Here is a 14,696-nt window from a genome sequence, read left to right as displayed (position 1 = left end):
GGATGCCATCACCGGGCCGGTCGCCGCCCAATGTCCGCTTCCGGCCAGAAGCGGACATCCACCCTGCCCTCGATAAACATCCCAAATCCACGGACGACCTTGGTCTGCTTTGGCCTTCTGCCTTAGGGCCAGACCTGAACTTCGATTTCAGCCCCTAGCGTATTTGACTCCCGCGACCTAGATCTCTCCTAGATCCTTGAGCAGGGCTTGCCCCTTCTGCAGAAACCCAACTAGCAGTCGACCTCCTGCTACTTTCCGGCCCAATTGCCCATTGAGGTAGCTGACCTGGAGACGCGCATGGGCCAGCAGATCCACCTGGGCCATGCTAGGGGTCGCGGCCTGGAGCGGTTCGCCCGGCGACGCCATCTGCCCCCCGATCGGCTGGACAACGCAAGGGCGCCGGCTGTCACTCTTCGCATACGCCGTGGCCATCATCCGGCCGTTCTTCAACGACCATCCACCAAGCACCAACTCGGTCCCGAGTTGCTCGATCGGCAATCCCGCTTCGCTAACCGCTTTCTCAAAGTTCGGCCAGAGTTGGTCCACCACCAGCCCTAGCTCGGCAGATAGCTGTTCTATTGTGAAATCTGCGCGGAAGCTGGCCTGCAGTGCAAGCTCGTAGATGCGGAGGAAGGGGGAACCGCAGAATTCGGAAAAAATCGTACGCTAAGCTAACGGTGTTCTCGTGACAGCTCTTTGACTAGGCTTTCTAAGGGGTCGTCTCAGAAAACGGAAAATAAAGCACGCTAAGGCATAGCCGAACCTGCCAAGCTTGCTCCACCCTGTAGTGACGCGATCAGCGGGCAGGAAACGTTCCCCCTTCGCGCATGGCAGGCGCGCACCAACTCAGACAGCACGGCCTCCATGCGCGCCAGGTCAGCCATTTTCTCGCGCACGTCCTTGAGCTTGTGCTCGGCCAGACTGCTGGCTTCCTCGCAATGGGTGCCATCCTCCAGCCGCAGCAGCTCGGCGATCTCATCCAGGCTGAAGCCCAGCCGCTGGGCTGATTTCACGAAGCGCACCCGCGTTACATTCGCCTCGCCATAGCGGCGGATGCTGCCATAGGGCTTGTCAGGCTCCAGCAACAAGCCCTTGCGCTGATAGAAACGGATGGTCTCCACATTGACCCCGGCCGCCTTGGCGAAAACGCCAATGGTCAGGTTCTCCAAATTGTTTTCCATATCGCTTGACTCCGTACATGAGTACGGAAGTAAGGTTACGCTATCCAATTTCAATTCGAAAGGACAAGCGCATGTCTGAACCAAAAACCGGGCGCGGCGCGCTCTTCACTGGAGGGCTTGCCGCCATCCTCGCCTCGGCTTGCTGCCTCGGGCCGTTGGTTCTGATCGCCTTGGGGTTCAGCGGCGCTTGGATCGGCAACTTGGCGGTGTTGGAACCCTATCGCCCCATCTTTATCGGCGTGGCGCTGGTGGCGTTGTTCTTCGCCTGGCGGCGCATCTACCGGCAGGCAGCGGCCTGCAAACCGGGTGAGGTCTGCGCGATTCCCCAAGTGCGAGCTACTTACAAGCTCATTTTCTGGATCGTGGCCGCGCTGGTTCTGGTCGCGCTCGGATTTCCCTACGTCATGCCATTTTTCTACTGATCGGAGTTCACCATGAAGAAACTGTTTGCCTCCCTCGCCCTCGCCGCCGTTGTTGCCCCCGTCTGGGCCGCCACCCAGACCGTCACGCTGTCCGTACCGGGCATGACCTGCTCCGCCTGCCCGATCACTGTCAAGAAGGCGATTTCCAAGGTCGAAGGCGTCAGCAAAGTTGACGTGACTTTCGAGACACGCCAAGCGGTCGTCACCTTCGACGATGCCAAGACCAGCGTGCAGAAGCTGACCAAGGCAACCGCAGACGCGGGCTATCCGTCCAGCGTCAAGCAGTGAGTCACTGAAAACGGCACCGCAGCACAACGGACGTCATTGTCTGGCGCCACAAACGATAAAGGATCTGTTGCATGACCCATCTAAAAATCACCGGCATGACTTGCGACTCGTGCGCGGCGCACGTCAAGGAAGCGCTGGAAAAAGTGCCAGGCGTGCAGTCGGCGCTGGTGTCCTATCCGAAGGGCACAGCGCAACTCGCCATCGTGCCGGGCACATCGCCGGACGCGCTGACTGCCGCCGTGGCCGGACTGGGCTACAAGGCAACGCTAGCCGATGCGCCACTGGCGGACAACCGCGTCGGACTGCTCGACAAGGTGCGGGGATGGATGGCCGCCGCCGAAAAGCACAGTGGCAACGAGCCCCCGGTGCAGGTAGCGGTCATTGGCAGCGGTGGAGCCGCGATGGCGGCGGCGCTGAAGGCCGTCGAGCAAGGCGCGCAGGTCACGCTGATCGAGCGCGGCACCATCGGCGGCACCTGCGTCAATGTCGGCTGTGTGCCGTCCAAGATCATGATCCGCGCCGCCCACATCGCCCATCTGCGCCGGGAAAGCCCGTTCGATGGCGGTATTGCGGCAACTGTGCCTACGATTGACCGCAGTAAGCTGCTGGCCCAGCAGCAGGCCCGCGTCGACGAACTGCGGCACGCCAAGTACGAAGGCATCCTGGGCGGTAATCCGGCCATCACCGTTGTGCACGGTGAGGCGCGCTTCAAGGACGACCAGAGCCTTACCGTCCGTTTGAACGAGGGTGGCGAGCGCGTCGTGATGTTCGACCGCTGCCTGGTCGCCACGGGTGCCAGCCCGGCGGTCCCGCCGATTCCGGGCTTGAAAGAGTCACCCTACTGGACTTCCACCGAGGCCCTGGCGAGCGACACCATTCCCGAACGCCTTGCCGTAATCGGCTCGTCGGTGGTGGCGCTGGAGCTGGCGCAAGCCTTTGCCCGGCTGGGCAGCAAGGTCACGGTCCTGGCGCGCAATACCTTGTTCTTCCGTGAAGACCCGGCCATCGGCGAGGCGGTGACAGCCGCTTTCCGTGCCGAGGGCATCGAGGTGCTGGAGCACACGCAAGCCAGCCAGGTCGCCCATATGGACGGTGAATTCGTGCTGACCACCACGCACGGTGAATTGCGCGCCGACAAACTGCTGGTTGCCACCGGTCGGACACCGAACACGCGCAGCCTCGCGCTGGACGCAGCGGGGGTCACTGTCAATGCGCAAGGTGCCATCGTCATCGACCAAGGCATGCGCACGAGCAACCCGAACATCTACGCGGCCGGCGACTGCACCGACCAGCCGCAGTTCGTCTATGTGGCGGCAGCGGCCGGCACCCGTGCCGCGATCAACATGACCGGCGGCGATGCGGCGCTCGACCTGACCGCAATGCCGGCCGTGGTGTTCACCGATCCGCAAGTGGCGACCGTGGGCTACAGCGAGGCGGAAGCCCACCACGACGGGATCGAGACCGACAGCCGCACCTTGACCTTGGACAACGTGCCGCGTGCGCTCGCCAACTTCGACACACGCGGCTTCATCAAGTTGGTTATCGAGGAAGGCAGCCATCGGCTGATCGGCGTACAGGCGGTCGCGCCGGAAGCGGGTGAACTGATCCAGACGGCGGCTCTGGCCATTCGCAACCGCATGACGGTGCAGGAACTGGCCGACCAGTTGTTCCCCTACCTGACGATGGTCGAGGGGTTGAAGCTCGCGGCGCAGACCTTCAACAAGGATGTGAAGCAGCTTTCCTGCTGCGCCGGGTGAGAAAAAGGAGGTGTTCAATGAACGCCTACACGGTGTCCCGGCTGGCTCTTGATGCCGGGGTGAGCGTGCATATCGTGCGCGACTACCTGCTGCGCGGATTGCTGCGCCCGGTGGCGTGCACACCAGGCGGCTACGGCTTGTTCGATGACGCCGCCTTGCAACGGCTGTGCTTCGTGCGGGCGGCCTTCGAGGCGGGCATCGGCCTCGACGCGCTGGCGCGGCTGTGCCGGGCGCTGGATGCGGCGGACGGCGACGAAGCGGCCGCGCAGCTTGCCCTGCTGCGTCAGTTCGTCGAGCGTCGGCGCGAAGCGTTGGCCGATCTGGAAGTGCAGTTGGCCACCCTGCCGACCGAGCCGGCACAGCACGCGGAGAGTCTGCCATGAACAACCCCGAGCGCTTGCCGTCCGAGACGCACAAACCGATCACCGGCTACCTGTGGGGCGGACTGGCTGTGCTGACTTGCCCCTGCCACCTGCCCATCCTCGCTGTCGTGCTGGCCGGCACAACCGCCGGTGCTTTCCTCGGCGAGCATTGGGTCATCGCGGCGCTCGGTTTGACCGGCCTGTTCCTTCTGTCCCTGTCGCGGGCGTTGCGGGCATTCAGGGAAAGAGAATGAGCGCTTTCCGGCCGGATGGATGGACGACGCCGGAACTGGCCCAAGCGGTCGAGCGCGGGCAGCTTGAACTGCACTACCAGCCCGTCGTCGATCTGCGCAGTGGTGGGATTGTCGGCGCGGAAGCCCTGTTGCGCTGGCGTCATCCGACGCTTGGACTATTGCCACCGGGCCAGTTCCTGCCCGTGGTCGAATCGTCCGGCCTGATGCCTGAAATCGGCGCTTGGGTGCTGGGCGAAGCCTGCCGCCAGATGCGTGACTGGCGAATGCTGGCATGGCGACCGTTCCGGCTGGCCGTCAATGTTTCGGCGAGCCAAGTGGGACCGGACTTCGACGGGTGGGTAAAGGGCGTGCTGGCTGATGCCGAGTTGCCCGCCGAGTATCTCGAAATCGAGCTGACCGAATCGGTCGCGTTTGGTGATCCGGCGATCTTCCCCGCCCTGGACGCCTTGCGGCAGATCGGTGTGCGCTTCGCCGCCGATGACTTCGGGACGGGGTATTCCTGTCTGCAACATCTGAAGTGCTGCCCAATCAGCACGCTCAAGATCGACCAATCGTTTGTCGCCGGGCTCGCCAACGACCGCCGCGACCAAACCATCGTGCACACCGTGATTCAGCTTGCGCACGGGCTGGGCATGGATGTGGTGGCTGAAGGCGTGGAAACATCGGCGAGTCTTGATCTATTGCGACAAGCGGACTGCGACACAGGACAAGGCTTCCTGTTCGCGAAGCCAATGCCGGCGGCGGCATTCGCCGTCTTCGTCAGTCAATGGAGGGGTGCCACCATGAATGCAAGTGACTCGACCACCACCAGTTGCTGCGTGTGCTGCAAGGAAATCCCGCTCGATGCCGCCTTCACCCCGGAAGGCGCGGAATACGTCGAGCACTTCTGCGGGTTGGAGTGTTATCAACGCTTCGAAGCGCGTGCCAAGACAGGGAACGAAACCGATGCCGATCCGAACGCCTGCGACTCGCTACCGTCAGATTGAGGCATACCCTAACTGGATGTCAGGCAGGGCCGCGCCGCTTAGTCAGAATAGAGTCATCTTTCGCATTTTTTGACACATGCCTGCGAAGGTCATAGATTTCAGCCTGACAGAAACGGGGTTTGAGGCACAACGGAACAGAAGGAGCACTTAAGCCGCCTTCAACCAAGGAGACATCGTGCAGGGGCACCGCATCGGCTACGTCCGGGTCAGCAGCTTCGACCAGAACCCGGAACGCCAGCTGGAACAGACACAGGTGAGCAAGGTGTTCACCGACAAGGCATCGGGCAAGGACACCCAGCGCCCCCAGCTCGAAGCGCTGCTGAGCTTCGTCCGCGAAGGCGATACAGTGGTGGTGCACAGCATGGACCGGCTGGCCCGCAACCTCGATGACCTGCGTCGCTTGGTACAGAAGCTGACTCAACGCGGCGTGCGCATCGAGTTCCTGAAGGAGGGCCTGGTGTTCACTGGCGAGGACTCGCCGATGGCCAACCTGATGCTGTCGGTGATGGGGGCCTTCGCTGAGTTCGAGCGCGCCCTGATCCGCGAGCGGCAGCGTGAGGGCATCACCTTGGCCAAGCAGCGTGGCGCGTACCGGGGCCGCAAGAAAGCCCTGTCCGATGAGCAGGCTGCTACCCTGCGGCAGCGAGCGACGGCCGGCGAGCCCAAGGCGCAGCTTGCCCGCGAGTTCAACATCAGCCGGGAAACCCTCTACCAGTACCTCCGCACGGACGACTGACACATGCCGCGTCGCTTGATCCTCTCGGCCACGGAGCGGGGCACCCTGCTCGCGTTGCCAGAAAGCCAGGATGACCTGATCCGCTACTACACCTTCAACGACTCCGACCTGTCGCTGATCCGTCAGCGGCGCGGCGACGCCAACCGCCTCGGCTTCGCCGTGCAACTCTGCCTGCTGCGCTACCCCGGCTATGCGTTGGGCACTGACAGCGAGCTGCCCGAACCGGTCATCCTGTGGGTGGCCAAGCAAGTCCAGACCGATCCGGCGAGTTGGACGAAGTACGGCGAGCGCGATGTGACCCGTCGCGAGCACGCCCAGGAACTGCGCACCTACCTTCAACTGGCCCCGTTCGGCCTGTCCGACTTCCGCGCCCTGGTGCGCGAGCTGACCGAACTGGCCCAGCAGACCGACAAGGGCTTGCTGCTGGCCGGCCAGGCGCTGGAGAGCCTGCGGCAGAAGCGACGCATCCTGCCGGCGTTGAGCGTGATCGACCGGGCTTGCTCGGAGGCCATTGCACGGGCCAATCGGCGGGTCTACCGCGCCCTGGTTGAACCGCTCACGGACTCGCATCGGGCCAAGCTGGACGAGCTGTTGAAGCTCAAGGCCGGCAGCAGCATCACCTGGTTGACCTGGCTGCGCCAGGCACCGCTGAAACCCAACTCTCGGCACATGCTTGAGCACATCGAGCGGCTGAAGACATTTCAGCTGGTGGACTTGCCCGAAGTCCTGGGCCGGCACATCCACCAGAACCGCCTGCTCAAGCTGGCCCGCGAGGGTGGGCAGATGACGCCCAAAGACCTCGGCAAGTTCGAGCCGCAGCGGCGCTATGCGACCCTGGCCGCCGTGGTGCTGGAGAGCACTGCAACCGTGATTGATGAGCTGGTGGATCTGCACGATCGCATCCTAGTCAAGCTGTTCAGCGGCGCGAAGCACAAGCATCAGCAGCAGTTCCAGAAGCAGGGCAAGGCGATCAACGACAAGGTGCGCCTGTACTCCAAGATCGGCCAGGCGCTGCTGGAGGCCAAGGAAGCCGGCAGCGACCCCTATGCCGCCATCGAGGCGGTGATCCCCTGGGACGAGTTCACCGAGAGCGTCAGCGAAGCCGAGCTGCTGGCCCGGCCGGAGGGCTTCGACCACCTGCACCTGGTCGGCGAGAACTTCGCCACCCTGCGCCGCTACACGCCGGCTCTGCTGGAGGTATTGGAGCTGCGCGCCGCCCCGGCCGCGCAGGGCGTGCTGGCAGCCGTGCAGACGCTGCGCGAGATGAACGCCGACAACCTGCGCAAGGTGCCGGCCGATGCTCCCACCGCCTTCATCAAGCCGCGCTGGAAGCCACTGGTGATCACCCCGGAAGGCCTCGACCGGCGCTTCTACGAAATCTGCGCCCTGTCCGAGCTGAAGAACGCCCTGCGCTCCGGCGACATCTGGGTCAAGGGCTCGCGGCAGTTCCGCGACTTCGACGACTACCTGCTGCCGGCCGAGAAGTTCGCCGCGCTCAAGCGGGAACAGGCCCTGCCGCTGGCGATCAACCCGAACAGCGACCAGTATCTGGAAGAGCGCTTGCAGCTGCTGGACGAGCAGTTGGCCACTGTCGCCCGCCTGGCCAAGGACAACGAGCTGCCCGATGCCATCCTCACCGAGTCCGGGTTGAAGATCACCCCGCTGGATGCGGCGGTGCCGGATCGGGCGCAGGCGCTGATCGACCAGACCAGTCAGTTACTGCCGCGCATCAAGATCACCGAACTGCTGATGGACGTGGACGACTGGACGGGCTTCAGCCGCCACTTCACCCACCTGAAGGACGGGGCCGAGGCCAAAGACCGGACGTTGCTGCTGTCCGCGATCCTCGGTGATGCGATCAACCTCGGGCTGACCAAGATGGCCGAGTCGAGCCCCGGTCTGACCTACGCCAAGCTGTCCTGGCTGCAAGCCTGGCACATCCGCGACGAGACCTATTCGGCGGCCCTGGCCGAGCTGGTCAACCACCAGTACCAGCATGCCTTCGCCGCCCACTGGGGCGACGGCACCACCTCATCCTCCGATGGCCAGCGTTTCCGGGCTGGCGGCCGGGGCGAGAGCACCAGACACGTCAACCCGAAGTACGGCAGTGAGCCGGGACGGCTGTTCTACACCCATATCTCCGACCAGTACGCGCCGTTCAGCACCCGCGTGGTGAATGTCGGCGTGCGCGATTCCACCTATGTGCTCGACGGCCTGCTGTACCACGAGTCCGACCTGCGGATCGAGGAGCACTACACCGACACGGCCGGCTTCACCGATCACGTCTTCGCCCTGATGCACCTGCTGGGCTTCCGTTTCGCGCCGCGCATCCGCGACCTCGGCGAAACCAAGCTGTACGTGCCGCAGGGCGTGCAGACCTACCCGACGCTGCGGCCGCTGATCGGCGGCACCCTGAACATCAAGCACGTCCGCGCCCATTGGGACGACATCCTGCGCCTGGCCAGCTCGATCAAACAGGGCACCGTCACTGCCTCGCTGATGCTGCGCAAGCTCGGCAGCTATCCGCGCCAGAACGGCCTGGCCGTGGCCCTGCGCGAGCTGGGCCGGATCGAACGCACGCTGTTCATCCTAGACTGGCTGCAAAGTGTTGAGCTGCGCCGCCGCGTGCATGCCGGCCTGAACAAAGGTGAGGCGCGCAACTCGCTGGCCAGGGCGGTGTTCTTCAACCGCCTTGGGGAAATCAGGGATCGGAGCTTCGAGCAGCAGCGCTACCGGGCCAGCGGCCTCAACCTGGTGACGGCGGCTATCGTGCTGTGGAACACGGTGTACCTGGAGCGCGCCACCCAGGGGTTGGTCGAGGCCGGCAAGCCGGTGGACGGCGAGCTGCTGCAATTCCTGTCGCCGCTGGGCTGGGAGCACATCAACCTCACCGGCGATTACGTCTGGCGGCAGAGCCGCAGACTGGAAGACGGGAAGTTTCGGCCCCTACGGATGCCCGGAAAACCTTAGCGTACGATTTTTTCCGAATTCTGCGAGCCCCCCAGGAAGAATTGCGTAGACCCGCGCGCAGCAAGCACTACGTTGTGCTGAGGGATCAGCAGCAGCTTTGCCCCCGCGGAATACGCCCCTGTGAGAGCATCCTCTGCCAGGGTATCCGCTGCGACGACGAGGTGGTCACGAGTGAGGAGAACGTTGAGGATGCTCATTGCGGGATCGTCTAGACGTTTGCAGACTATCGCCTTCCCCTCCCCTCCTGTCCAGACTGCTATGGCCTCCGCGATCACACAAATTCTTGGTCGCCCCAATGCTTGCGAGAACGCACTTGAGATACGCCGCGGCTACCTCAAGGCGATGGAAGATGCGCTGCGGGTTTCGCTTCTGATCCACCAAGATCCAAGGCTTCTGTTCGACACGTGGGCCAGACTGCTCCCCTTGATCGCTCAAAGCCACGAGAGTGACGGCAGCCAGCCATTTGCGACCGGGATCGTCCGCTCGCGCGATCATGGATCCCGGCGGTTGGCTGGCTGAGCGTATGGTTGCAATATAGGAAGCAATCGCGCGCGGACCAGAACGCTGTTCATCGCAGACATTCTTAGGGTGCCATTGCAGAGATTTCAGCTTTTGAGGAATAAAATTTCAGTGCAAGACGGTCCATTGCAGAAAAATTTGACTTGCGACTGACGCAACGCAGAAATTGCTGATGCACGGATGATGCAATGCAGAGATTACCGGCTAACAGATGCTGCAGCCCAGCCGGCCAACTGAGGGCTTTGCCCGATGGACGAGCCGTTACTCTTGCCTGCAGATCACGATTCTAGGATGACTTGTGCCTCAATCGGCTGACCAGGATCGGGCGTCTGTGCTGGAGGGCTCCTTAGAGCTCTTGGGTGAAATTCGAGCCGCTTGGATGGAGATAGAGCATGGACGTGACCGAAGATCGACGGCGGTGGCGGCACTTTGCCAGATGTCCCTTGATCACGCCGTGGCAGTACAGTCCCTGATCGCTACTCTGCCCCAGTCAGCAATCTCGCTGGTCCGGCCCCAGTATGAGGCCCTCGTGCGTGCAACCTGGGCATGTTATGCAGCTACCGACACCGACATCGAGAAGCTTCTTGCGCCCCTGACTCTGGAGAGTCAGCAAGCGGCAAAGAGGCTCCCTGGCGTTCAGGACATGCTCGTAAAGCTTGAGTCCTCTGGGCCCCGAGGAGCATCACAGTTGTTGGGCAGAGCCAGACAATGCCTTTATGTCGGCTTGAACTCCTATCTCCATGCCGGGATTCACCCCTTGGCAAGGCAGTTAAATGGCTACCCGGGCGCGCTTCTGGCGGGGGTGGCCATGAACAGCAATGCGCTTGCCATGCTAACCCTTCTGAATCTGGCGCACCTGTGGCCAGGCGAACCAGTTCTGGCATGGATGAATGCACTGCATCATCAATTTGGGGGTGTTTTGCCAGAGCTGGAGCCATTGACCCCCCATCAGCCCTCGCCATAGAGCTGTCCCGGATCGCCTGCGCGTCTAGGGTGGGGTCTGTGGTGAGTGACTAGGCAGTTGGGCCTCGCCCCCCTCTGGGGGCACGGGGAGAACATCACGGGCGCATAAGCAGTTGCCCCGGATTTCTCGTTGGGGCAAGTCCTGGCAGTTGATCTGTGTCGGGGGCCTGTCGGGCGACTGTCATGTTTCCAAGTTCGGCACCCTCCTAATCTGGGCTCCCTACCCCTCCGGAGTTATCTTCTATGACCACCAAGACCCCGCCTCGCCTGCTTACCGCTGCTGAGGTTGGCGCCTGCATTCGCCAGTTCCGCCAGTTGCGTCATTGGTCGCAAGAACAATTGGCCGAGATCTCGGGCCTGAACGTGCGAACAGTTCAGCGGGTTGAGCAGGGTGACTCGGCCAGTTTCGACACCCGTCGCGCACTGGCGCGCGCCTTCGATTTCAATGACATCGATGCACTCAACAAGCCTTTCTCGCTGCCGACAGACGAGGAACTGCAGGCGGCGCAAGCGCAGTTTGAGCGCGACTACATCACCCTGGCGGTGTCCCCGCTTGCTGCTGGGCGCGAGCTGGCCAGCCTGATCGTTTCGTGCGACATGGATCTGTCCGAACCGGCTTTCGAGCTGTCGCGCGAGGCGGCGAGCGAGTTTGCTGCACTGGTCGACTACTACCGTTAGTATCGCGACTGCCAAGACCTGTATTCAGAAGTCGACAAGCTAGACATCTACGACGGGCTGCAGCAGCGCATTGAGGTCCTGCGGGAACTGGGAGTATCACTGTCGCACGGTCAGCGTAAGGTCGTCATTCGGATGGGCTCAGGTATGCCGATGGATGCCACGGTCCTGTACGTCGTGGCGTTTCGCCTCGGCCACGAGTGCAGTCAGATCGTAACTCCTAAGGCAGCACGCATCGGCTGAGTCAGCATTCATTAGATCGATAGTGGTGGCGATACATCTGACAGATGTCTATTGATCGCGCCGTCGCAGTACAGTCCCTGGAGGTTGCCCTGCCTTAGTCAGCGATAGCGCTGGTCCGGCCCCAGCACAAGACCCTGATTCGTGCGACAGCAAGGTTCTTAGCTTTCGAGGCAGCGAATTTTTGATGTGCCCTGAACCCTCGCGAAGATCCACTATGGAGACGCCGTCGATTTCTGGATCCAGACCTAAGAAGCCCTCGAGTTCTGGATCCACAGGCAACTCGTCCTTGAGTTCCTGACTGCGCACCTGAGTGGTCAAGCTCCGCCCGGGTGAAGGCTCTGCGCCCAGTACTCTAGGAACTCCTCTTGAGCAATCGTTTCGATTGCGCCTGGCCTGGCATGCCGCACCATGTGGATGGCATCCGATGCCCGCTTGGCCTCGCCAGACTGCAGCAAAAGCATGGCAGCGACCGTTCCCGCGCGTCCCAACCCCCCCTTGCAGTGGACCACGATCCTTTGACCGCTCAGCATGTCAGCGACGAGCTCAGCACTTAGCTGTAGCCAATCTTTGAGGAGTCTGTCGTCTGGTGCGGCTCCATCAGTGATTGGCAGTCCATGCCAAGAGATGCCCTTCCCCGCCACTATCGCCGGTAAGCTCTCGATTCGAAGGTCCTTGAGCTCCCAAGGCTCAAGCAAGGTGACTAGGTGAGTGGCACCCCAGTCCTGAATAGCCGAGACGTCCACATCTAGGTCTCTCGCCCATGCTCCAGTCATGGCGACTTCCTGGTACTTGCCTGGCGCAAATGTCACCCCTATGCCGCCTCCATGGGCTCCAACAGGCAACTCTGCAATCAGTAACGGGTGGCTAGCGCTGGTGCGCATCATTTCGGCTCTCCCAACATGCGGTAACGTTCTGCGTCGTGCGCCGGGGCGCTCCCCGCTCATTCGCTGCACGGCTAGGATATCGGATGTTCAGATATCGTTGAACTGGAGAGAACACCTAAGGGTCAATATCGGAAAGTCAGATAGACAGTCTGTGGGCAGGTTGATATCCTGACAACTGGTATCGCGATTTGAGGGCTGTGTGGCCTATGTCGTTAGCCAACCGACCCTCATCGCGCCCTGGCCAGAACTGGACAATTTCGTTCGTTCAATAGGTCCCTTTCTTGCGTGCGCGTGGTGCGCGCTAGAGCGCTCAAGAACGGCTAGTTCGCCGGTAGCTGCTGAGGGGTTGGCCTCGCAGGCACTTGACACGCTTGCGACGCTGCGCGTCCTCCATCGCGAACCAGTCGAATGTTCTCGGCTTGCCGCAAGATCTCTGTATGAGCCCCTGGCTTGGTCCTACAAATCTCCGTGGTCTCGCAGTGACTTGAACCTTGAGTCGGCATTGACCCGGTCGCTCACCCAGTGGGCGGCTGAGTGCACGCCCAGTGCGAGGCGGAATCTCGGAATTTCACTGGCATCCACCGAAGCTCGAGCGTACTTGGCAAACCTTCTGCGGAAGCATCGGTTGGACCCGAAGCTAGGCGACGGGCTTCAGTCGATTGGATCGCCTGAATGGAATGCGCTCAGCTTGGGGCGTAAGCGCTACGTGCTGTGGGCGAGCATGCGAAATTCTGCCTCGGAGTTCATACAAAGCGGTTTGGATGAGCATGCCGCGAGGCGAGCACTTGATCGCGAGATAAAACGCAGATGCATCTGGTTAGCTGGACGCGAGCAAGCTGGAACCCTCGCCCGGAAGGATTTTTGCTTCTTGCCTGGTCAGGGTTGGCGTCAGCCGTTGATCCTGGACGTTGCAATGGAGACTTTCCTGCCGCTGGGCATGGCGTACTGGCTGGAACCTAGCGGCAGTTGGCAGCTTTAGCTTCTAGTCTGAGTAGACCGACCAGCTGCCACGGGTCCATGAGATGGTTTGAGGGGGCTCAGGACTCTATCGCGGTAAACGCCCCCCCAGGTCTATATCGACGGTTCTCCAACGAAGCGCTGGACCTTGGTTGACCGGCGAGCCTGTGGCCCATTGGACGCTGGCCGAGAGATGGCCCTCTAGTACTCGTTCAGTCGCTTACGGATTGCCTCGATGGCATCGTCCAGTCCCGCGTCGTCCTCGGGGTAAGGAGAACAAAACAGTTGAACCGGGACCCAGCAATGTTCCTGTCCCGGTTGTACATAGGGGGCGTAATCATCTAGTAGCCATGCAGAGCCGATGGGCTGGGAAACGTTGGCAAGATCCTTCGTCGGCCCAGTCCAGTCTATGTATGGCAAGCGGGCAAACCAACCCGGGGCCGCTCCTTCGCAAGCCAATAGGTCGGCAATCTCGCGAAATCTAGGCTCCGGAACTGTGGTGAAGATGACTAGACCCTCAAAGAGCGACTTTGCCGACTCCAGAAATTCGTAGAGGCCCGGGCGCGGGATCTGGCTTACAGCGTTGGAAATCAGCGTTCCTTCTAAGTCCAAGGCGAGGATGGACGGGCGCATTGTGTAATGGTCCTCTTTGGCGGGGGTGAACGTCGGTACCGCTACCAAGCCCCGCCGGAGGGTGATCCGCCGGCGGGGCTTGGTAGCATCAGACATCTTCGAACTCGCTCGCTTGCTTGAGTTGGTTCTCAAGGAAATCAATGCGCTTCTGAAGATCGGCACTTAGATAGGCTTTGTCCGTAAAGTCCATTGCTGTCTCAGGGATCATCTCCAGCTCGACGCGTGTGGATGTAGCTTGACGAATTGCCAAGGTGGTCCAGGCCTTATCGCCCTTGACGAATCCGACAGTGAATCGAGCCGTAACATGGTGTTCGGGCTTGAGGCCTTCGATGGAACGGAAATCGCTGCGCACCTTCGACGTGGCTACAGGCTGTACATCGCCATTGATGTACAGCGCCGCATTCCAGCTCGCTTCGCTCAATGGCAGTGTTGAGCGGTTGATGATGCGGGCGGTGATGACTGGCTTGGGCCCAAAGAAGCTGTTTTCCATCCGGAACTCTGGATCAACCGCACTGACCCTCTTTAGCTCGGCGATAGTAGGAAGTTGATCGTTGGCCTCCTGTCGTAGCGCTTCTATCTCCTTGGGATTGCTATCCCTGATGTGCTTAACCTGCCCTCTCACCACCTGCCTTACGGAAGCGTTTGGGTAGGTCTGGTTCAGTTTTTCAAGAAGGTCGGCAGGGATTCGTGAGAAAAACAGCCGAATCGTCTCTAACACCATGATTCAACGAGGAAACACCCCTCGACGTCAGGCAGTTCGTGGATTACAGACCTAGGCTTGATTGAACCAGAAGCCGCGTGACACAGGCATTCCTGGAGTACTGCTCAGGCACGCGTGCCCTTCTTGAATATTGGATTCAAGAGTT

At 61.4% G+C, this 14,696-nt stretch carries 15 protein-coding genes; 10 read left to right on the top strand and 5 right to left on the bottom strand.

The genetic code is table 11. The features are described 5' to 3' along the window. Positions 1 to 746 precede the first annotated feature (746 nt). Positions 747 to 1,181: an Hg(II)-responsive transcriptional regulator gene (gene merR / locus E5790_RS20645; RefSeq protein ID WP_005413387.1), complete on the bottom strand. Its 435-nt coding sequence runs from the start codon at positions 1,179 to 1,181 to the stop codon at positions 747 to 749. Between the two features lie 71 nt (positions 1,182 to 1,252). Here merR and merT point away from each other — a divergent pair, with 71 nt between their 5' ends. The 8 genes from merT to E5790_RS20605 all read left to right on the top strand — a co-directional run bounded on the left by merT (position 1,253) and on the right by E5790_RS20605 (position 8,956). Next, positions 1,253 to 1,603 carry a mercuric ion transporter MerT gene (merT, locus tag E5790_RS20640; RefSeq protein ID WP_003131974.1) on the top strand — a complete coding sequence of 117 codons (351 nt, stop codon included), beginning with the start codon at positions 1,253 to 1,255 and terminating at the stop codon, positions 1,601 to 1,603. A 12-nt stretch (positions 1,604 to 1,615) separates the two neighbouring features. Further along, complete coding sequence (merP, locus tag E5790_RS20635) at positions 1,616 to 1,891, top strand: mercury resistance system periplasmic binding protein MerP (protein WP_003131987.1); 276 nt, start codon at positions 1,616 to 1,618, stop codon at positions 1,889 to 1,891. 71 nt (positions 1,892 to 1,962) lie between these two features. Further along, positions 1,963 to 3,648, top strand: a complete 1,686-nt coding sequence (gene merA, locus E5790_RS20630; protein ID WP_003156770.1) for a mercury(II) reductase — start codon at positions 1,963 to 1,965, stop codon at positions 3,646 to 3,648. Between the two features lie 17 nt (positions 3,649 to 3,665). After that, complete coding sequence (merD, locus tag E5790_RS20625; RefSeq protein ID WP_000995360.1) at positions 3,666 to 4,031, top strand: mercury resistance co-regulator MerD; 366 nt, start codon at positions 3,666 to 3,668, stop codon at positions 4,029 to 4,031. Beyond that, positions 4,028 to 4,264 carry a broad-spectrum mercury transporter MerE gene (gene merE / locus E5790_RS20620; protein WP_003132004.1) on the top strand — a complete coding sequence of 79 codons (237 nt, stop codon included), beginning with the start codon at positions 4,028 to 4,030 and terminating at the stop codon, positions 4,262 to 4,264. The genes merD and merE overlap by 4 nt, the downstream gene beginning before the upstream one ends. Beyond that, entirely contained in the window at positions 4,261 to 5,250 is a 990-nt protein-coding gene (locus tag E5790_RS22160) for a DUF3330 domain-containing protein (protein WP_003132006.1), read from the top strand. The genes merE and E5790_RS22160 overlap by 4 nt, the downstream gene beginning before the upstream one ends. Positions 5,251 to 5,425: 175 nt before the next feature. Further along, positions 5,426 to 5,986 carry a recombinase family protein gene (locus E5790_RS20610; protein ID WP_010921730.1) on the top strand — a complete coding sequence of 187 codons (561 nt, stop codon included), beginning with the start codon at positions 5,426 to 5,428 and terminating at the stop codon, positions 5,984 to 5,986. A 3-nt stretch (positions 5,987 to 5,989) separates the two neighbouring features. Next, a complete protein-coding gene (locus tag E5790_RS20605) occupies positions 5,990 to 8,956 on the top strand; it encodes a Tn3-like element TnAs1 family transposase (protein WP_005413400.1) in 2,967 nt (988 codons plus the stop codon). On the opposite strand, the gene E5790_RS20600 is transcribed toward E5790_RS20605, so the two are convergent. After that, on the bottom strand, positions 8,953 to 9,153 hold the full coding sequence (locus tag E5790_RS20600; protein WP_032966765.1) for a hypothetical protein: 201 nt from the start codon (positions 9,151 to 9,153) through the stop codon (positions 8,953 to 8,955). The genes E5790_RS20605 and E5790_RS20600 overlap by 4 nt on opposite strands. Positions 9,154 to 9,214: 61 nt before the next feature. Here E5790_RS20600 and E5790_RS20595 point away from each other — a divergent pair, with 61 nt between their 5' ends. Further along, positions 9,215 to 9,475: a hypothetical protein gene (locus E5790_RS20595; RefSeq protein ID WP_049401600.1), complete on the top strand. Its 261-nt coding sequence runs from the start codon at positions 9,215 to 9,217 to the stop codon at positions 9,473 to 9,475. A 1,206-nt stretch (positions 9,476 to 10,681) separates the two neighbouring features. After that, on the top strand, positions 10,682 to 11,116 hold the full coding sequence (locus tag E5790_RS22150; protein ID WP_021201829.1) for a helix-turn-helix transcriptional regulator: 435 nt from the start codon (positions 10,682 to 10,684) through the stop codon (positions 11,114 to 11,116). A 554-nt stretch (positions 11,117 to 11,670) separates the two neighbouring features. Here the strand turns inward: E5790_RS22150 and E5790_RS20585 are convergent. The 3 genes from E5790_RS20585 to E5790_RS20575 all read right to left on the bottom strand — a co-directional run bounded on the left by E5790_RS20585 (position 11,671) and on the right by E5790_RS20575 (position 14,551). Further along, complete coding sequence (locus E5790_RS20585) at positions 11,671 to 12,129, bottom strand: cyclin-dependent kinase inhibitor 3 family protein (protein ID WP_021201830.1); 459 nt, start codon at positions 12,127 to 12,129, stop codon at positions 11,671 to 11,673. Between the two features lie 1,269 nt (positions 12,130 to 13,398). Then, positions 13,399 to 13,830: an NIF family HAD-type phosphatase gene (locus E5790_RS20580; protein ID WP_031269101.1), complete on the bottom strand. Its 432-nt coding sequence runs from the start codon at positions 13,828 to 13,830 to the stop codon at positions 13,399 to 13,401. 88 nt (positions 13,831 to 13,918) lie between these two features. Then, a complete protein-coding gene (locus E5790_RS20575; protein WP_021201832.1) occupies positions 13,919 to 14,551 on the bottom strand; it encodes a hypothetical protein in 633 nt (210 codons plus the stop codon). Positions 14,552 to 14,696 lie beyond the last annotated feature (145 nt).

The sequence above is a fragment of the Stenotrophomonas sp. PAMC25021 genome, from assembly GCF_004795795.1.
In the GTDB taxonomy this organism is placed as follows: Bacteria; Pseudomonadota; Gammaproteobacteria; order Xanthomonadales; family Xanthomonadaceae; genus Stenotrophomonas; species Stenotrophomonas muris.
This window is presented reverse-complemented; position numbering and strand designations above follow the sequence as displayed.